This is a genomic window from Piscinibacter sp. PDB5-1 (assembly GCF_056676035.1).
In genome coordinates, this window is record NZ_JBWVZL010000001.1 from 183825 (window position 1) to 203169 (window position 19345).

12 protein-coding genes are annotated in these 19345 nt (G+C 67.6%); 10 read left to right on the plus strand and 2 right to left on the minus strand.

Features of this window, described 5'->3' with window-relative positions:
* Positions 1-35: 35 nt before the first annotated feature.
* The gene (gene hrpA / locus AC1KAT_RS00930) at positions 36-3920 is read right to left on the minus strand and encodes an ATP-dependent RNA helicase HrpA (RefSeq protein WP_480321835.1); all 3885 of its coding nucleotides are present in this window, start codon (positions 3918-3920) and stop codon (positions 36-38) included.
* 42 nt (positions 3921-3962) lie between these two features.
* Here hrpA and argA point away from each other — a divergent pair, with 42 nt between their 5' ends.
* The 7 genes from argA to AC1KAT_RS00965 all read left to right on the plus strand — a co-directional run bounded on the left by argA (position 3963) and on the right by AC1KAT_RS00965 (position 14970).
* On the plus strand, positions 3963-5303 hold the full coding sequence (gene argA, locus AC1KAT_RS00935; RefSeq protein WP_480321837.1) for an amino-acid N-acetyltransferase: 1341 nt from the start codon (positions 3963-3965) through the stop codon (positions 5301-5303).
* A 45-nt stretch (positions 5304-5348) separates the two neighbouring features.
* Complete coding sequence (locus AC1KAT_RS00940) at positions 5349-5621, plus strand: oxidative damage protection protein (RefSeq protein WP_480321839.1); 273 nt, start codon at positions 5349-5351, stop codon at positions 5619-5621.
* A gap of 118 nt (positions 5622-5739) precedes the next feature.
* Positions 5740-6045, plus strand: a complete 306-nt coding sequence (locus tag AC1KAT_RS00945; protein ID WP_480321841.1) for an H-NS histone family protein — start codon at positions 5740-5742, stop codon at positions 6043-6045.
* Between the two features lie 91 nt (positions 6046-6136).
* Positions 6137-7981, plus strand: coding sequence for a DNA primase (gene dnaG, locus AC1KAT_RS00950; protein WP_480321843.1), 1845 nt, complete (start codon positions 6137-6139; stop codon positions 7979-7981).
* 349 nt (positions 7982-8330) lie between these two features.
* Positions 8331-10541 (plus strand): RNA polymerase sigma factor RpoD, encoded by a 2211-nt coding sequence (rpoD, locus tag AC1KAT_RS00955; RefSeq protein ID WP_480321845.1) that lies wholly within the window; start codon positions 8331-8333, stop codon positions 10539-10541.
* Between the two features lie 113 nt (positions 10542-10654).
* Positions 10655-11611 (plus strand): FHA domain-containing protein, encoded by a 957-nt coding sequence (locus AC1KAT_RS00960; RefSeq protein WP_480321847.1) that lies wholly within the window; start codon positions 10655-10657, stop codon positions 11609-11611.
* Positions 11612-11775: 164 nt separating this feature from the next.
* Positions 11776-14970 (plus strand): hybrid sensor histidine kinase/response regulator, encoded by a 3195-nt coding sequence (locus tag AC1KAT_RS00965; protein ID WP_480321849.1) that lies wholly within the window; start codon positions 11776-11778, stop codon positions 14968-14970.
* On the opposite strand, the gene AC1KAT_RS00970 is transcribed toward AC1KAT_RS00965, so the two are convergent.
* Complete coding sequence (locus AC1KAT_RS00970) at positions 14945-17098, minus strand: alginate lyase family protein (protein WP_480321851.1); 2154 nt, start codon at positions 17096-17098, stop codon at positions 14945-14947. The genes AC1KAT_RS00965 and AC1KAT_RS00970 overlap by 26 nt on opposite strands.
* 80 nt (positions 17099-17178) lie before the next feature.
* Between AC1KAT_RS00970 and hemH the strand changes: the two genes are divergently transcribed.
* From hemH to grpE, 3 genes are all read left to right on the plus strand, one after another.
* The gene (hemH, locus tag AC1KAT_RS00975) at positions 17179-18264 is read left to right on the plus strand and encodes a ferrochelatase (protein ID WP_480321853.1); all 1086 of its coding nucleotides are present in this window, start codon (positions 17179-17181) and stop codon (positions 18262-18264) included.
* Entirely contained in the window at positions 18261-18659 is a 399-nt protein-coding gene (locus tag AC1KAT_RS00980; protein WP_480321855.1) for an RNA-binding S4 domain-containing protein, read from the plus strand. The genes hemH and AC1KAT_RS00980 overlap by 4 nt, the downstream gene beginning before the upstream one ends.
* A 94-nt stretch (positions 18660-18753) precedes the next feature.
* A complete protein-coding gene (gene grpE, locus AC1KAT_RS00985; RefSeq protein WP_480321857.1) occupies positions 18754-19287 on the plus strand; it encodes a nucleotide exchange factor GrpE in 534 nt (177 codons plus the stop codon).
* The last annotated feature ends 58 nt before the right edge of the window (positions 19288-19345 follow it).

Here is a 19345-nt window from a genome sequence, read left to right on the forward strand (position 1 = left end):
TTGTACCCAGCACCCGCGACCTTCCTTGCGCCGTCTCACTGAGACAGTTGCTGCCAGGCCTTTTCAAGGCGCTTCACACTCACCGGCTGCGGCGTGCGCAGCTCTTGCGCGAAGAAGCTGACGCGCAATTCCTCCAGCAACCAGCGAAATTCATCCAGCCGCGCATCGTGCTGGCCCTTGCGGTCGGCCAGCAGGCGCACGTAGCGCTGCTCCATCGGGCGCAGCTCCGCCAGACGCGTGGCGTCGCGTGCCGGGTCGGCCCGCAGCTTGTCGAGCCGCAAGGTGACGGCCTTCAGGTAGCGCGGCAGGTGCGCGAGTTGCGCCCAGGGCGTGTTCGCCAAGAAGCGCTTGGGCATCAGGCGCGCCAGTTGCGCCTGCACGTCGTCTGCCACGTCCTTCGGCGGCTTCGAGTCCTTGAGCTTGCGGGCGGCGGTGGCGTACTCCTGCATCACGGCCGAGGCGCTGCGGGCGATCTCGCTGGCGATCAGGGTCAGGCGGCCCCGGCCTTCGTCGATGCGTCGGCGAAAGCCCATCGTGTCGGTGGGCAGCGGGTCACCGAGGAAGGCACGGTCGAGCGCCACGTCGATGATCTGCGCGCGCAGTTCGTCCTGCGTGCCGAGCGGCATGTAGAGCGCGGCCATCTTCTGCAGGTCGGGGATGTTCTTCTCCAGGTACTTGAGCGCGTCCTTGATCTGCAGCGCGACCAGCCGGCGCAGGCCGGCGCGGTGCTTGGCCGCCGCCACGTCGGGCTCGTCGAAGACCTCGATGACCACGTGCGAGCCCTTGTCGATCAAGGCGGGAAAGCCCACCAGCGTCTGGTTGCCCTTGCGCACCTCCATCAGCTCGGGCAGTTCGCCGAAGGTCCAGTCGGTGTATTCGGGCTCGGCCGCGGGCGCCGCCGATGCGGCCGGCGCGGGGGCCGCATCGGCCTTCACGACCCGCACACCCGGCGCGGCGGTGGTCGCCGCGACAGGGGCCGGCTCGGGCGCCGCCGGGGCAGACGTGCGCAGCGACGCCAGCGCCTGGAAGGCCGAGCGCGCCTGACCGCCCCACTCGGCCTTCAGTGCCGCGAGGTTGCGGCCCATGCCGAGTTGTCGGCCGTGTTCATCGACCACGCGGAAGTTCATGAACAGGTGCGGCGGCACCTGTTCGAGCTTGAAGTCGTTGCGCTGGATGGCCAGCTGCGTGCGATCGCGCACCGCCTTCAGCAGCACGTCGATCAGGTTGCCTTGCGCAAAAGGCACCAGCTCGCAGAACTCGGCCGCGTAGTCGGGCAGCGGCACCAGGCGTGAGCGCGGGCGCTGGTGCAGGCTCTTGACGAGCGCCAGCACCTTGTCGCGCAGCATGCCGGGCACGAGCCAGTCGCAACGGTCTTCGTTGACCTGGTTCAGCGCATACAAGGGCACGCTGACGGTGACGCCGTCTTTCGCGTCGCCCGGGTCGTGCAGGTAGGTCGCCGAGCAGTCGATGCCCCCGAGGCGGATCGTCTTCGGGAAGGCCGAACTCGTGATGCCTGCGGCCTCGTGCCGCATCAGTTCGTCGCGCGTCAGGTGCAGCAGCTTGGGCTCTGCCTTGCTCGCCTCGCGGTACCAGCGTTCGAGCGATGCACCGCTGCACACCTCGGCCGGCAGTTGCGCGTCGTAGAAGCCGAAGATCAGCTCGTCGTCCACCAGCACGTCTTGCCGGCGCGACTTGTGTTCGAGTTCTTCGACCTGCGCGATCAGCTTGCGATTGGCCGCGAGAAACGGCAGCCGGCTGTCCCACTCGCCGTTGACCAGCGCCTCGCGGATGAAGATCTCGCGCGCGGCCTTCGGGTCGAGATTGCCGAAGTTCACGCGCCGGTTGTTGTAGATGACGATGCCGTAGAGCGTGGCGCGCTCCAGCGCGATCACCTCGGCGGCCTTCTTCTCCCAGTGCGGCTCCAGCAGTTGCGTCTTGATCAGGTGGCCAGCGATGCCCGGCAGCCACTGCGGTTCGATGTTGGCGATGCCGCGGCCGAAGAGCCGCGTGGTCTCGACCAGCTCGGCCGCGACGATCCATCGCCCCGGCTTCTTGGCGAGGTTGGCGCCCGGGTGTTTGTAGAACTTGATGCCGCGCGCGCCGAGGTACCAGTCGTCGTCATCGCTCTTGCAGCCGATGTTGCCCAGCAGGCCGGCCAGCATCGACAGGTGCAGTTGCTCGTAGGTGGCGGGTGAGCCATTGAGCCGCCAGCCGTGTTCGGCGATGACGGTGTGCAGCTGCGAATGGATGTCGCGCCACTCGCGCACGCGGCGCGGCGAGATGAAGTTCTCGCGCAGCAGTTGTTCTTGCTTGCGGTGCGAGAGCTTGTGTTCGCCCTGGCCGCCTTTGGCGTCTTCGAGCCACTTCCACAACTTCAGCGTGCCGACGAATTCAGACTTGTCGTCGTCGAACTTCTTGTGCGCGGCATCGGCCGCCTGCTGTTGTTCGAGTGGCCGGTCGCGCACGTCTTGCACGCTCAGGCTCGATGCGATCACCAGCACCTCGGTCAGCGCCTGGCGGTTTCGCGCCTCCAGGATCATGCGGCCGACCCGCGGGTCAAGCGGCAGCCTGGCCAGTTCTTTGCCGATGGCGGTCAGCTCGTTCTGCTCATCGACCGCGCCCAGCTCGGCGAGCAGCTGGTAGCCGTCGGCCACCGCCCGCTTCGGCGGTGGTTCGAGAAACGGAAAGTCTTCGACCAGCCCCAGGCCCAGCGACTTCATCCGGAGAATCACACCCGCCAGCGACGAACGCAAAATTTCAGGGTCGGTGAAGGCCGTGCGTGCAGCGAAGTCTTTCTCGTCGTACAGCCGGATGCAGATGCCGTTGCTCACGCGCCCGCAGCGCCCGGCACGCTGGTTGGCGGCGGCGCGGCTTACGGCCTCGATCTGCAACTGCTCGACCTTGTTGCGGTAGCTGTAGCGCTTGACGCGCGCCGTGCCCGCGTCGATCACGTAGCGAATGCCCGGCACCGTGAGCGAGGTCTCGGCCACATTGGTGGCCAGCACCACGCGTGGCGCGCTGTGCGGCTCGAACACGCGGTCTTGCTCTTGCTGGCTCAGGCGCGCGAAAAGCGGCACGACCTCGACACCCGGCGGGTGGTGCTTGCGCAAATGCTCGGCGGCTTCGCGGATTTCGCGTTCACCCGGCAGGAAGACCAGCACGTCGCCCGAGCCCTCGCGCCACAACTCATCGACCGCATCGCCGATGGCGTCATTCAGCCCGTACTCGCGCGACTCTTCGAACGGCCGCCAGCGCTGCTCGACGGGAAAAAGCCGCCCCGACACCGCAATCACCGGCGCCGGCCCGTGGATGCTGGCGAAGTGCTGCGCGAAACGGTCGGCGTCGATCGTGGCCGAGGTGACGATGACCTTCAGGTCGGGCCGACGCGGCAGGATCTGCCGCAGATAGCCCAACAAGAAGTCGATGTTCAGGCTGCGCTCGTGGGCCTCGTCGATGATGATCGTGTCGTAGGCCTTGAGCAGCGGGTCGGTCTGCGTTTCGGCCAGCAAGATGCCGTCGGTCATCAGCTTGACGCTGGCGCCCGGCGAGAGCTTGTCTTGAAAGCGCACCTTGAAGCCGACGTGCTCGCCGAGGGGCGTGTTCAGCTCTTGCGCGATGCGCTTGGCCACGCTCGATGCGGCAATGCGCCGCGGCTGCGTGTGGCCGATCAGCCCCTTGCCACCCGCGCCGCGGCCACGGCCCATCGACAGCAGGATCTTCGGCAACTGCGTGGTCTTGCCCGAGCCGGTCTCGCCCGAGACGATGACCACCGGGTGCGCAGCGATCGCCCGCGCGATTTCATCGCGGCGCGCACTGACCGGCAGGGCCTCGGGAAAGCTGATCGGCGGAATGGGATTCGCCGCGGGTTTCGCGGCCGTTCGTGCCTCGGTCTGGGCACCGCCACGCGGGGAAGAAGCCATCGGTCCTTCGTGCAAAATCGTCCATTATTTCAAAGCGCCTGCATGGACCTCGTCTTTCCCCACACCTTCGTTCCGTGGTTCCGTTCGGTGGCCCCGTACATCCACGCGCACCGGGGCAAGACTTTCGTCGTCGCCATCGCGGGTGAACTGGTCGCGGCCGGCCGGCTTTCGACCTTCGCGCAAGACCTCGCCATCCTCTACGCCATGGGCATCAAGGTCGTGCTGGTGCACGGCTTTCGCCCGCAGGTCGAAGAGCAGTTGAAGGCCAAGGGCCACACCTCGCGCTTCAGCCACGGCATGCGCATCACCGACGCGGTGGCGCTCGATTGCGCCCAAGAGGCCGCCGGCCAGATGCGCTACGAGATCGAAGCCGCGTTTTCGCAAGGCCTGCCCAACACGCCGATGGCGCACAGCCAGATCCGCGTCGTCTCGGGCAACTTCATCACCGCGCGCCCCGTGGGCATCGTCGATGGCGTGGACTTTCAGCACACCGGCCTCGTGCGCAAGATCGACGCGACGGGCATTCGCCGTGCAGTGGACATCGGCTCGCTGGTGATGCTGTCGCCCTTCGGTTTTTCGCCCACCGGCGAGGCCTTCAACCTGAGCATGGAAGACGTCGCCGCGAGCGCCGCCATCGCCCTGCAGGCCGACAAGCTGATCTACGTCACCGAGGTCAAGGGCATCCCGCTCGACCCGCAAGACCCGCAAAGCGAGATCGACTCCGAACTCGCCCTGGCCGACGCGAAGAAGCTGCTCGCCAACCTGCCCAACCCGGTGCAACCCACCGACACGGCGTTCTATTTGCAGCACGCGGTGAAGGCCTGCGAATCGGGCGTCGAGCGGGTCAGCATCATCCCGATGGCGGTCGATGGCTCGGTGCTGATCGAGTCGTTCACCCACGACGGCGTGGGCACCATGATCGTGGACGAAAAGCTCGAGAGCCTGCGCGAGGCCACGGCCGACGACATCGGCGGCATCCTGCAGCTGATCGAGCCCTTCGAGCGCAACGGCACTCTCGTCAAGCGCGACCGCACCGAGATCGAGCGCGACATCGGCCACTACACGGTGATCGAGCACGACGGCGTGATCTTCGGCTGCGCGGCGCTCTACCCTTACCCCGAAGCCAGCACCGCGGAGATGGCCGCGCTGACCATCTCGCCGCAGGTGCAAAGCCAGGGCGACGGCGAACGCATCCTCAAGCGCGTCGAGCAGCGCGCCAAGGCAATGGGGCTCGATACCCTCTTCGTGCTCACGACGCAAACCATGCACTGGTTCATCAAACGGGGTTTCGCCCCCGTGGACCCGGATTGGCTGCCCGAAGCGCGCAAGCGCAAATACAACTGGGACCGGCGCTCGCAAGTGCTGGTCAAGAAACTGACCTGATTCCAGCCGCCCCGCGCGACTGAAAACCAACCTGCGGAGATTCCCATGGCACGAACCGTTCAATGCACCTATTTGAAGAAGGAAGGCGAAGGCCTCGATTTCGCCCCTTATCCCGGCGAACTCGGCAAACGCATCTACAACGAGATCAGCAAAGAGGCCTGGGCCGCGTGGATGAAACACCAGACCATGCTGGTCAACGAAAACCGACTCAACCTGGCCGATCAGCGCGCCCGGCAGTATCTCGCCCGCCAAATGGAACGCTTTTTCTTCGGTGAAGGCGCCGAGCAGCCGGCCGGCTACGTCCCGCCCTCGGCCTGATACCGGGTTTGACCAGCGGGGTTGGCCCAGTATCTTCCCTCAGCGTGCGGAATTCGAGGCTGGATAGAATCCCCGGCAGCGGGCGATTCCAGCCCGTGAGCACTGAAGGAAACCAACCATGACAACCCTGCAAGATTTGCTCGCCAAGAAGGCCGCCCTCGAACAGGAAATCGAGGCCACGCAAAAGCGTGAGCGCCAGGAAGCGATTTCCAAGGTGAAGTCGCTGATGGCCGAATATGGCCTCACCGCCGCCGACATCTCGGGCAGAAGCTCGCCCAAGGCGTCCAGCGGCAAAGGCGGAAAAGTGGCCGCCAAGTATCGAAACACCGCCACCGGCGATACCTGGAGCGGCCGCGGCCTGCAACCCAAATGGCTCAAGGCGGCTTTGGCCTCGGGCAAGAAACTCGAAGATTTCGCGGTCTGAGTTGCCGCTGACAGCACTGAAACCGCCACCGTTCAGGTGGCGGTTTTGTTTTGGGGCCGGCCCCGGCCGACCCGCTCGCTAGACTCCCCCCGTGATCCCACCGTCCTTCGTCCAAGAGCTGCTTTCGCGCATCGACATCGTCGAAGTCGTCGGCCGGCACGTGCAACTCAAGAAGGCGGGCATCAACCACAAGGGGCTGTGCCCCTTCCACGGTGAAAAGTCGCCCAGCTTCACCGTCAGCCCAAGCCGCCAGACCTACCACTGCTTCGGCTGCGGCGTGCACGGCAACGCCATCGGCTTCTTGATGGAGCACTCGGCGATGGGCTTCATCGACGCGGTGAAAGAACTGGCCGGTGAAGCCGGCCTCGTCGTGCCCGAAGACGAGCGCTCGCCCCAGGAGCGCGAACGCGCCGCCGAACTGAAAGAACGCCAGTCCACCCTGACCGATGTGCTCTCCAAGGCGGCCGACCACTACCGCAAGCAACTCAAGCGCAACGAGCGCGCGAAGGACTACCTGAAGGGCCGCGGCCTCACCGGCGAGATCGCCCTGCGCTTCGGCCTGGGCTACGCACCCGAAGGCTGGCGCGGGCTGGCGAGCGTCTTCCCGAGCTACGACGACCCGCTGCTCGAAGAGTCGGGCCTCGTGATTGCGCAGGGCGACGACGAGGCCGACAAGAAGCGATACGACCGTTTCCGCGATCGGATCATGTTTCCCATCCGCTCCGTGCAGGGCGAGGTGATCGGCTTCGGCGGCCGCGTGCTCGACAAGGGCGAGCCCAAATACCTCAACTCGCCCGAGACGCCGGTGTTCGTCAAGGGACGCGAGCTGTACGGACTGCACGAGGCCCGCACGGCGCTGCGCCAGCGCGGCTATGCGCTGGTCGTCGAGGGCTACATGGACGTCGTCGCGCTCGCCCAGTCGGGGTTCGGCAATGCGGTCGCCACGCTCGGCACGGCCTGCACCGCCGAGCATGTGCAGAAGCTCTTTCGCTTCACCGATGCCGTGGTGTTCAGCTTCGACGGCGATGCCGCCGGTCGGCGCGCGGCAGGCCGCGCGCTCGAAGCTTCACTGCCGCATGCGACCGACACGCGCAGCGTCCGCTTCCTGTTTCTACCGACCGAGCACGACCCCGACTCCTACGTGCGCGAACTGGGCGCCGAAGCCTTCGAGCAATGCGTGGCCGAAGCCGTGCCGCTGTCACGTCAACTGATCGAAAACGCCCGCGAGGGCTGCGACCTCGCCTCAGCCGAAGGCCGCGCGCACTTTCTGGCGAATGCCAAGCCGATGTGGTCGGCCCTGCCCGACGGCGCGCTCAAGCGCCAGTTGCTCGGCGAACTGGCCCGCACCGGCGGCCTCGATCCGGCCCAGCTGACCGAGCTGTGGGGTGGTGGCTCGGCCCCGCCTCGCCGCTCGGCCGAGCAACCGTCCGTCCCCCGCCCACCGCGCCCGCCCCGCGAAGGTGGCTCGCCGGCCCCCAGTCGACGCCCCAACCGCGCCGCGCCGCCCGGGCCGGCCGACCACGCGCTGCGCATGCTGCTGCTGCACAGCGACTGGTGGGACCGCCTCGACGCCGACGACCACGACCTGCTGCACCACCTGCCCGCGCCCCACGGCGAACTGAGCACCTGGCTCGAACGCCACCTGCTCGACCAAGGCCCGACGCCGTGGGCCGTGCTAGCCACGGCCCTGGCCCAAACCGAATGGGCCGAGGTCGTCGGCCGACTGGTGCCGCCCAGCGCGCTCGAAGACGACATGCACTTCGCCGACCTGCGGCGCGTGCTCGACGGCCTGTGGGTGCGACAGATCGCCGCTGAGCAGGAACGGGTTCTGCTGCAGGCCAGCCAAGACCCGAACGCCCTGCGCCGCTGGCGCGAACTGGACGACCAGCGCAAGTTGCGCATGAAGGCCGCCGAAACGCCTCCGAACGCCCTGTAAAGCGCGTGCTCGGACAGGTTTTGACGAAATTACATCCTTCGACGATAATTTCCGGTTTGTTGCGGCAAGAGTGACAGCAGCACCTCCGGGCCCCGGCCACCCTCGACCAGGGTCAAATCGGCCAACCTTCCCCGCAAGGACTGCACTCCACGATGGTCACGCGAACCTTGCCCGCACTTGCTGACCCGACTCCGGTGAACCGCCGGCGTGGTCGGCTCGCTTTGTTTCCGCACGCCGCCAAGTTGCGCCGGAATGGTTTGCGCTCGTCATTGAGCGCAGCCGTTCAGGCCCCATCTTTGCCGCCTACGCCTCGCAAAGCCGCCCTGACTTCCACCATCCGAGGATTTGCATGACCGCAAAGAAGACCGCTCCTGCCAAGACCGCCGCCACCCCGGCCAAGACGGCCAAGGCCACGAAGGCTGAGCTGGACGAACAGAAGAAGCCCGCCGCCAAGGCTGGCAAGGCTGCGGCCAAGACGGCGGCACCTGAGGCGAAGGGCAAGCCCGGCCGCAAGCCGAAGGCGGGTGCCGACAAGAAGGAAGAGATCGTCGAAGAAGACTTCTCTGACGTCGAAGCCGAGCTCGAAGGTGAAGCAGAGCCCGAGGTCGATGCGGCCACCGACGACAAGCAGGTCAAGGCCAAACCGCTGCGCATGAAGGTGTCGCGCGCCAAAGAACGCGCGCTGATGCGCGAATTCGGCCTGGACGAAACGGCGCTGACAGAAGAAGAAGTCGCCAAGCGCCGCCAGGAGCTGAAGACGCTCATCAAGATGGGCAAGACGCGTGGCTTCTTGACGCATCAGGAAATCAACGACCACTTGCCTGAAAAGCTGGTCGACGCGGAAATCCTCGAAGCCATCGTGTCGATGCTCAACGACATGGGCATCGCGGTCTACGAACAGGCGCCCGACGCCGCCACGCTGCTGATCGCCGGTGGCAACACGACGACGGCGACCGAAGAAGAAGCCGAAGAAGCCGCCGAAGCCGCGCTCTCGACGGTGGACTCGGAATTCGGCCGCACGACCGACCCGGTGCGCATGTACATGCGCGAAATGGGCACGGTCGAACTGCTGACGCGCGAAGGCGAAATCGAAATCGCCAAGCGCATCGAAGGCGGGCTGCAGGCCATGATGCTGGCGATCAGCGCATCGCCGACGACCATCGCCGAAATCCTGACCTACGCCGACCGCATTGGCGCCGGTGAGATGCAGATCTCTGAAGTCGTCGATGGCTTTGTGTCGGAAGGCGAAGCCGACGACTACGTGGCCGAAGAAGACGTGGACTTCTTCGACGACGAAGACGACGACGATGGCCAGGGTGGCAGCAAGGCGCTGACCAAGAAGCTCGAAGAGCTGAAGACCGCGGCGCTGGCCAAGTTCGACAACCTGCGCACCAACTTCGACAAGATGCGCAAGGCCTTCGAGAAAGACGGCTACCAGTCGCCCTCGTACAGCAAGGCACAAGAGGCGATCAGCGCCGAGCTGATGACGATCCGCTTCACGGTGAAGACCATCGAGAAGCTGTGCGGCATCCTGCGTTCGCAGGTGGACGATGTGCGCCGCTACGAACGCGAGTTGCGCAAGATCATCGTGGACAAGTGCGGCATGCCGCAGGAACACTTCATCAAGAACTTCCCGCCCAACATCCTCAACCTGAAGTGGGCCGAGAAGGAAGTTGCGTCGGGCAAGCCTTACGCTGCCGTTCTGCAACGCAACCTGCCGCCGATCCAGGAGCTGCAGAAGAAGCTGATCGACCAGCAGGCGCGCGCCGTGGTGCCGCTCGAAGACCTGAAGGGCATCAACAAGCGCATGAACGAGGGCGAAAAGGCCTCGCGCGACGCCAAGAAGGAAATGATCGAGGCCAACCTGCGCCTGGTGATCTCGATCGCGAAGAAGTACACCAACCGCGGCCTGCAGTTCCTCGACCTGATTCAAGAAGGCAACATCGGCCTGATGAAGGCGGTGGACAAATTCGAATACCGCCGCGGCTACAAGTTCTCGACGTATGCCACGTGGTGGATCCGCCAGGCCATCACGCGCTCGATCGCCGACCAGGCGCGCACGATCCGCATACCGGTTCACATGATCGAGACGATCAACAAGATGAACCGCCTGAGCCGCCAGCACTTGCAGGAGTTCGGCTTCGAGCCGGACGCCCCGACGCTGGCCGCGAAGATGGAGATCCCCGAGGACAAGATCCGCAAGATCATGAAGATCGCGAAGGAGCCGATCTCGATGGAAACGCCCATCGGGGACGACGACGATTCGCACCTGGGCGACTTCATCGAGGACACCAACAACACCGCGCCGATCGAAGCGGCCATGCAGGCCGGCCTGCGCGACGTGGTGAAGGACATCCTCGACTCGCTGACCCCGCGCGAAGCCAAGGTGCTGCGCATGCGCTTCGGCATCGAGATGAGCACGGACCACACGCTCGAAGAAGTCGGCAAGCAGTTCGACGTGACGCGCGAGCGGATTCGCCAGATCGAAGCCAAGGCCATCCGCAAGCTCAAGCACCCGAGCCGTTCGGACAAGCTGAGGACCTATCTCGACAATCTTTGATTGGCTTCAGGGCAGTCTTCGGCTGCCCCCCTCAAGCCTGACAAGATGCTGACGCCAAGCCCCGGTAGCAATACCGGGGCTTTTTCACGTTTCACGGCGATAGACTCGAACGCATGACGCAGATTCTTCAGCGCACCGTCCTGTTTGCGGACCTGCGCGGCAGCACCTCGCTGTACGAGACGCTCGGCAACACCGAGGCGACCACGGTCGTCACCCGCAGCGTGGCCCTGGTCGGGCAGATCGTCGTGGCGCATGGCGGCGTGGTCGTCAAGACGCTGGGCGACGGCCTGATGGCGGTGTTCGCGAACGCCGCCCAGGCCGTGGCCGCCGCCGACGAGATGCACGACTCGCTCGACCGCATCGGCAGCGGCAACGAGCCGGTCGCGCTGACGCGAGCACCAGTGCTCAAGCTGCAGGTCGGCATCGCCCAGGGCGAGGTGATCGAAATGGCCGGCGATTGCTTCGGCGACGCCGTCAACGTGGCTGCCCGCCTGCTCGACCACGCGGGCGACAACGAAACGCTGGCCACCGTCAGCGTGCTCGGCGAGCAGGACGAAGACACGCGCTCGCGCTTTCGCAGCCTGGACCGCATGCAGCTGCGTGGCCGCGTTGAACCGGTGCACGTGTTTCTCATCGAGAGCCGGCGCTTCGGCGACACCGCCGCCACCGCGTACGGCGACCTTGTGCCCACGGCCGAGCCCGAAGGCGTGCGCCTCGTGTGGCTGGACATCAACCGCATCTTCGCCGGCCCGAGCCTGCCGGTGGTGCTGGGCCGCAGCCCGCAGGCGACCTATTGCATCGACGACTCGCGCGTGTCGCGCTCGCATGCACGCATCGACTGGCACGGCGGCACCTTCCAGCTCACCGACCTCAGCTTCAACGGCACCTACGTGCGCTTCGACAACGACTCCGAAATCGTCGTGCTGCGCCGGGGCACCTGCACGCTGCACGGCAGCGGCTCGCTCGGGCTGGGTGCCTCGCTGCTCGACCCGACGGCCCCGTGCGTGCGCTTCGAGGTGCTGAAGTTCTCGGACACGCAGCCGCAGTCGCCGCTGGACATCCTCGCCTGACCCTTCTGGCAGCTCCCCTTTTGCGCCACTGAAGCAGCACCGCGTTAGGTTTCACACATTTGCGGCTTGCACGTGAAACAACCGAGGGCAAGCGCCAAGAGATCGCCCCAAGGCCCTCCGATACATTCGGCGCCCTGATGGGCTCTGTTCACCCCCCGCCGTTCATGAACGACACCACTGCACCGTCCGACGAATCGGAACGCCTGCGTGTCGTGGACGAGTTGCACCTCGTCGGCGGCGAAACGCCCGAGGCCTTCGAGGCCGTGACCCGACTGGCAGCTCAGCAAGCCGGTCTGCCGATGGCCTGGCTCGCTCTGGTGGACGACGCCCACGTGTGGCTGGTCGCCAAGAGCGGCCTCGAGGCCACCGAAGTGCCGCGCGGCCTGGCGCTGTGCAACCACACGCTGCACGTGGCCGACGTGCTCGAGGTGCCCGACTGCCGCGACGACCCACGCTTTGCGTCGATGCCGCTCGTAACTGGCGCGCCGGGCTTGCGCTATTACCTGGGGCTGCCGGTCGAGGCCGAAGGCCACCGCGTGGGCGGCCTTGCCGTGGCCGGGTTGGCGGCCCAGCGCCTGGGCGAAGCGCAGATCAAGTCGCTCCAAGAACTCGCCCGCATAACCAGCGGGCTGCTCGAAGCGCGCCTGCGCGAGCGCCGCCTGCGGCTGCAAAACGCACGACTGCGCACCGCCAGCCTGTCGAGCAGCGACTGGCTCTGGGAAACGAATGAGCATGGCCGCGTCACCTGGGTGTCGGACAGCATCGAGGCCCACACCGGCCGGCCGCCCTCGGCCGACATCGGGCTGACCATGCCCGAGATCAACCGCCCGAGCGATGCCGACCCGTCGCGCTCGTGGGACCACTTCATGGAACGGCGCGCCAAGCAGGAGCCCTTCCGCGACCTGATCACCGAACGCACCACGCCCAAGGGCGTGGTCGCCACGCGCATCAGCGGCGTGCCGGTGTTCGACAGCCGCGGCGCGTTTCGCGGCTACCGCGGCGCCACCACCAACATCACCGAACAACTCAAGGCGCAAAGTGCGGCCCAGCGCGCCGAGCAACTGCTGAGCGACGCGCTCGAAAGCCTGAGCGCAGGCGTGATGATCAGTGACCGCGACGACCGCGTGCTGCGCTCGAACGCCATCTGGCGCGCGAGCCTGCGCCGTCTGCCTGGGCAGGCCAACTGGCGCGAGATGGTCCGCCAGATGGTCTACGCAGGCGACTACCCGGACGCCAAGGGCCGCGAAGAAGAATTCATCGCCTGGCGGCTGGGGATCGTCTCGACGGCCGGCGAGCAGCACGAAGTGCGCTGGCGCGACCGCTGGGTGCTGGTGAGCGCGCGGCGCCTGCCCGATGGCAGCGTCGTGCACCTGTCGGTGGACATCACCGCGCGCAAGCGCGCCGAGTTGACCCTCGCCGAGCGGCAGGCGCAGCTGCGCGAGTGGCAGGCCAAGCTGAGCGCGGTGGTGGAGGCGGTGCCCGACCTGTGGTTCGTGTTCGACGCCGAGGGCGTGTACCTCGAATGCAGCGACGACCACCACCCCCTGCTGGCCCACCACTGGCACGACGTGAAGGGCCAGCCCTTCACCGCGGGTGTGCCGCAGTACGTGGCCGACCTCGCGCTGCCCGCCATCGCCCGTGCGCTGAAAGAAGACGAGGTGCAGCGCATCGAATACGCGCTGACCACGCTCGACGGGGTCAACCGCTCGTTCGAGGCGCGCATCTCGCCGATGCCCGGCAAGCGGGTGCTTTACGTCACGCGCGACATCAGCCAGCAGCGCGCCGCCGAGCAGGCCCTGAAACTGGCTGAAGAGCGCTGGAACTTCGCGCTCGAGGGCTCGGGCGACGGCGTGTGGGACTGGGACGCGCGCACGAACACCATGTTCTACTCGCCGCGCTGGAAGCAGATGATCGGCTGCAGCGACGACGAGATCGGCAGCTCGATCGAAGAGTGGACCTCGCGCGTCCACCCCGACGACATCGAGCGCGTGATGAGCGAGCTGCGCCGTCACCTGCGGGGTGAAACGCCGTTCTACCAATCCGAACACCGGCTGCGCCACCGCGACGGGCACGACCTGTGGGTGCTCGACCGCGGCAAGGTGGTCGAGCGCGACCCGCAGGGCATGCCCTTGCGGCTGGTGGGCACGCGCACCGACATCACGCACGACCGCCAGGCCGAACAGGTGCTGCGTGACAAGCAGGCGGCCGAACTCGCCAGCCAGGCCAAGAGCGAATTTCTTTCACGCATGAGCCACGAGATGCGCACGCCCTTGAACGCGGTGATCGGCTTTTCGCAGCTGCTGCGCCTGGACGCGAACCACATCGAACCCGACAAGCTGCGCGCCTATGCCGACCACGTGCTGACCGCCGGGCAGCACCTGCTGGCCCTGATCAACGACGTGCTCGACCTGCAGAAGGTCGAAGAAGGCGCCTTCGCGCTTGACATGCGGCCGCTCGCGCTCGACGAAGCGGTGGCCGGCGCGGTCGAGCTGATCACGCCGATGGCGCGCGAGCACGAGGTGCAATTCGACATCCGCCTGCCCAGCAACGCCTGGGTGCGGGCCGATGCCCAGCGCCTGCGCCAGGTGCTGCTCAACATCATTTCGAACGCCATCAAATACAACCGAACTGGCGGCAAGGTGCGCATCGAGAGCGAAGCCATCGGCAAGAGCCGCATCGCCCTGAACATCGAAGACACCGGCGTGGGCATGACCGCCGAGCAGATGAGCCGGCTCTTTCAGCCCTTCGAGCGGCTGGGCTACGAGACCTCGGGCGTCGAGGGCACGGGCCTGGGGCTCATCATCGCGCGCAGCCTCACGCAGGCGATCGGGGGCCGGCTCGAAGTGAGCAGCCAGCCCAAGCGCGGCACCCGCGTGCGCATCGTCTTGCAACGCGACGCGCTGCCCACATCGACCCCGGACACCATGCCCCCACCCGACGTCATCCCCACCGAGGCAGCGGCCCCGCGCGCGCCGCTGCGCATGCTCTACGTCGAAGACAACCGCATCAACGCCCTGCTGTTCGAAGAGGCGCTGCGCGTGCACAGCCATCGCATCGAGCTGCGCATCGCCGAAGACGGCGAAGAGGCGCTCGAACTGGTGCGCGAGTGGCTGCCCGAGGTGCTGGTGCTCGACGCGCACCTGCCCGGCATGTCGGGCTTCGACGTGCTGCGCGAGCTGCGCGCCCTGCCCGGACTGGCCACGACGCCGGCCTACATGTGCTCGGCCGACGCGATGCCCGACGACGTGCAGCGGGCCTACGAGGCCGGCTTCATCGGCTACTGGACGAAGCCGGTGGACATCGCCGCCGTGCTGGCCGAGATCGAAGCCCTGATCAGCCGCTCGCCGCCGCCCGGCTGAGGTCGGCGGCGCCCGTAGCGGGCACGCCGAACGCTGCGAAGAAGGGCAGCAGGCCTTCGGTGAGGTCGCGGGCCAGGTCGTCTGCGCCGGCTTGCGGCGCGGGCAGCGGCAGCGCGAGGTCGGGCAAGGCCTCGGCATGCACCGCATCGGCCGGCACCAGCGCACGCAGTTGCGCGACGCGGCGCGCAAAGCCAGCCGGGTCGTCGGCGTGGTCGCCGAGCAGCCGGCCGTTCAGCGCAAGAAAGCGCACCAGCATCGCGGGGCTGCGGTGCTGAGAAGCCGCGCATTGCCACAGGTCGATGCCCAAGCGGCGGCCGAGCCAGGCCGTGGCCGCCAGCGCGTGCGCGAGAAACAGCCCGTAGTGCAGCGGCCGCGTGCGGCGCAGCTCGTGCACGGGCGCGCCGAAGGGGCCGAGCTGCGTGGCCAGGTGCAGCGGCACGTCGGACAGCACCCGCGCCGCGCCGGCGGGGTCGCCGAGAAAGGCCGCCACGGCCGCTGCGAGCAGGTCGTGCCAGACGGCGATGTTGTTCGGCTCCTGGCCCGCGCGGCTGCGGGCGAGGTCGGCTGAAAACTCGGCCCACCACGCGTGGATGGCGGCCAGATCGGCATCGCTCAAAGCGCCAGCCCGATGCGTGAGCGTGATGGCATCGAGCACGGGCACGAGGCCGCGAAACTCCACCACGCCCCAGACTTGGCCAGCCGTGGCTCCGGGCACGACCTGCGCGTGGCGCCGGTGCGGGTTCATGCGCGTGGCCGGGTCGATGAACCAGGCGCGCAGCCAGCGCGCGGCCTGCGCAAAGGCCTGGGCGTCGTCGCTCAGCCGCCCGGCCAGCGCGGCGGTGCACACCCCGCGCACGAAGCGGTCGAGCGCGGGGCGGTCGGTGGCCTGGCTGGCGGCAGTACCCGCCGTGGCGGCCTCGCTGCGAACACCGTCGCGCAGCTGAACCGTCGCCGTGCCCGCGTCGGCATGGAAGTAGGGCGCGACGCTGAAATAGTCCGCCGCATCGCCGCTGGACGCGCAGCCGGTTTTGTCGCGCACCGAGGGCGGCGCATCCTGGGCGGCGGCCCGCACGCGGGCGAGAAGCGCGGTGGCCCAGGGGCCGTGCGTGGCGGCCGCCAGGGCCGATTCGTCGTGGCACAGCAAGCGCCCGGGGCCGATGTTGGCCGCCACGACGCGGGCATCGAGTTTGCGGCACAGACCTTCGACGCCGAGGAAGCGCGCCCGCCAGCGCAGCCGCTCGTGGGCTTCGATGCGCTCGTCGCCACCGGACGGAAGCCGCGCCACCCAGCCCACCGACACGAAGCGCTGGCGCTCGGGGCTTGGGCGCTGCAGGGCCTCGGCCGAGACGGTGTCCCACCCGGCGCCGCGCCAGTTCTGCCAGGGCCCGGGCACACCCAGGCGCTGCAGCAAGGCCGCCTTGTTGAGGTTGCCGTAGCGCAGGTGTTCGTCGAAGCGTTCGCGGCTGTCGAAGCGAAAGCCGAGTTGCGGTTCGGTCAGGCCTTCGGCACGAAAGCCGGGCTTCAAGAGCGCCGAGCCATCGCGCACGCGGGCCAGCGGCACGACGAGGTGCAGCGCCGCCGCGTCGGCCTGGCGCGCGCCCTCGCGCACGTGCTGCCAGGCCTCGGCGGTGAGGAAGCAGGCGCCGTCCCAGGGCAGCGTCCAGCGGGCGATGGCCCGGCCGGCGTCGAGCGCGGCGTTGCGCGCTTCGTTCAGGCCGATGGCGTAGAGGCTCTTGTGGCGCAGCTTCCATTCGAGGGCGAAGGTCGATGCGCTGAAGGCCGCGTCGCTGTGCGCGGGGTCGAGGCGTTCGTAGCCGGCGGGCAGATCCGAGATGTCGTTGAAGCGGCGCGCGTAGCGGTGCAGCTCGAAAGGCAGGCGGATGTAGGGCAGCTGCGCGGCCTCGATCAGCGCGATGCAGGCCGCTTCGAGCTGCGGGTCGGCGATGCGGTTGAGCACCCAGTGCTTGCGGCAACCGTCGAGCGCGGGTTCGTGTTCGAGCGTGAAGCGCAGCAGCGCCAGCGTGTCGCCCGGCCCGTGGCGCGGCGGCAGGCTGTTGCCGAGGATGCGGTAGAGCGCGAACTCCAGCGGGCGCTGCGTGTCGTCGGCAGAAGCAGGTGTGGCGGTCATGTCGGGGCGATTGTGCCGAGGGGCTTGGGCACGGCCGATAATCGCCGCCCCACCCTGTCCCGCCTGTGCCGACGCCCGTCATGCCCTTTCAACGCGAGCCCGCCCGCCCCCACGGCCAGCCATCGCGCACGGCGATCCTGTTGTGCAACCTGGGCACGCCCGACGCGGCGACGCCCTCGGCGGTGCGGCGCTACCTGGCGCAGTTTCTGAGCGACCCGCGCGTCATCGAGATCCCGAAGCTCGCGTGGTGGCCCATCCTGCACGGGATCATCCTGCGCGTGCGGCCGGCCAAGTCGGCCGCCAAGTACGCCAGCGTGTGGATGCCCGAGGGCGCGCCGCTCGCGGTGTGGACCGAGAAGCAGGCCAAGCTGCTCGCCGGCTACCTGGGCGAACGCGGCCACCCGGTGATGGTGCGGCACGCCATGCGCTATGGCTCGCCCGCCATCCCGCAGGTGCTCGACGAGCTGAAGGCCGCCGGCGCCGACCGCGTGCTGGTGCTGCCGCTCTACCCGCAGTACTGCGGCGCGACCACCGCCAGCGTGGGCGACATGGTGCACGGGTGGGCGCAGCGCGTGCGCACCGTGCCCGAGCTGCGCTTCGTGGCGCGCTATGGCGACGACGCCGGCTACGTCAACGCGCTGGCCAAGAGCGTCACCGACCACTGGATGCGCCACGGCCGCCCCGACAAGCTGGTAATGAGCTTCCACGGCATGCCCAAGCGCACGCTGCTGTTGGGCGACCCGTACCACTGCGAATGCCTGAAGACCGCGCGCCTGGTCGGCGAACGCCTGGGCCTGAAGCCGGGCGAGATCGTCGTGACCTTCCAGAGCCGCTTCGGCAAGGCCGAATGGCTGCAGCCCTACACCGAGCCGACCCTGGTCGAGCTGGCCAAGCAAGGTGCGAAGCGGGTGGACGTGATGTGCCCCGGCTTCACCGCCGACTGCCTGGAAACACTCGAAGAAATCAACATGGAAGCCCGCGAGGCTTTCCTCAAAGCCGGCGGGCAGGACTTCCACTACCTGCCCTGCCTGAACGACAGCCCGGCGTGGATGGCCGCACTGGCCGACATCGCCCTGCGCCACATGGCCGGCTGGCCGACGGCGCCCGACGCCGCCGCGCTGGAGGCGTCGCGCCGCCGCGCGCTCGAACGCGGGGCCGCGCAATGAGGCTGGACAAGTGGCTGTGGGCCGCGCGCTTCTACAAGACGCGCAGCCTCGCGGCCGACGAGATCGGCAAGGGCCGCGTCGAGGTCAACGGCCAGACCGCCAAGGCCTCACGCGAGCTGCACCTGGGCGACACCGTCGAGCTGCCGCAAGGCCCGGCGCGCCGCACGGTGCTCGTGCGCGGCCTGAGCCAGGTGCGCGGGCCGGCGCCGGTGGCCCAGGCCTTGTACGAAGAGACGCCCGAGAGCATCGCGCAGCGCGAACAGGCAGCCGCGCAACGCAAGCTCGCGCCCGAGCCGGCCAGCAGCATCGCGCAGGGCCGGCCCACCAAACGCAACCGGCGCGAGCTGGCGGACTGGAACCGCTGGAGCGCGTCGATCGACGACACCTCCACTTGACCCCCGTCACCGAGCGGATGGCCCGAGAGTCGATCGGGCCTTGAATTGTTCCGCGCCGGCCCCATGTGCCGGCCAACCGGAAAGGCTTCACGACATGCAAAACCCCGAAAACATGCAACCAGATCAACAAGCTACGGCAACTTCCGAAACTGAAACTTCAAATTTGGGCGCCGCGTTGGCCGACCCGGTGAAAGATTTGGAAGGCCGCCTGGCCGAGATGTCCGACGCCTACTTGCGTGCCAAGGCCGAGGCCGAGAACACCCGCCGCCGCGCCGAAGAAGAAGTGTCGAAGGCGCGCAAGTTTGCCGTCGAGGGCTTTGCCGACAGCCTGCTGCCGGTGAAAGACAGCCTGGAGGCCGCCATCGCCATCCAGGCCGCGACACCCGAGCAATTGCTCGAAGGCGTGCACGCCACGCTGCGCCAGCTGGCCCAGGCGCTTGAGCGCAACAAGGTCATCGAGATCAACCCCGGCGCGGGCACGAAGTTCGACCCGCACCAGCACCAGGCGATCAGCGTGATTCCGGCCGAGCAAGAGGCCAACACGGTGGTCACCGTCTTGCAGAAGGGCTACCTCATCGCCGAACGTGTGCTGCGCCCGGCGCTGGTCACGGTCTCGGCGCCGAAGTGAGGCCACCCCGCTGAGGCAGATCAAGCAACACACTCATCCACAAGCGCCGGCCCATTGA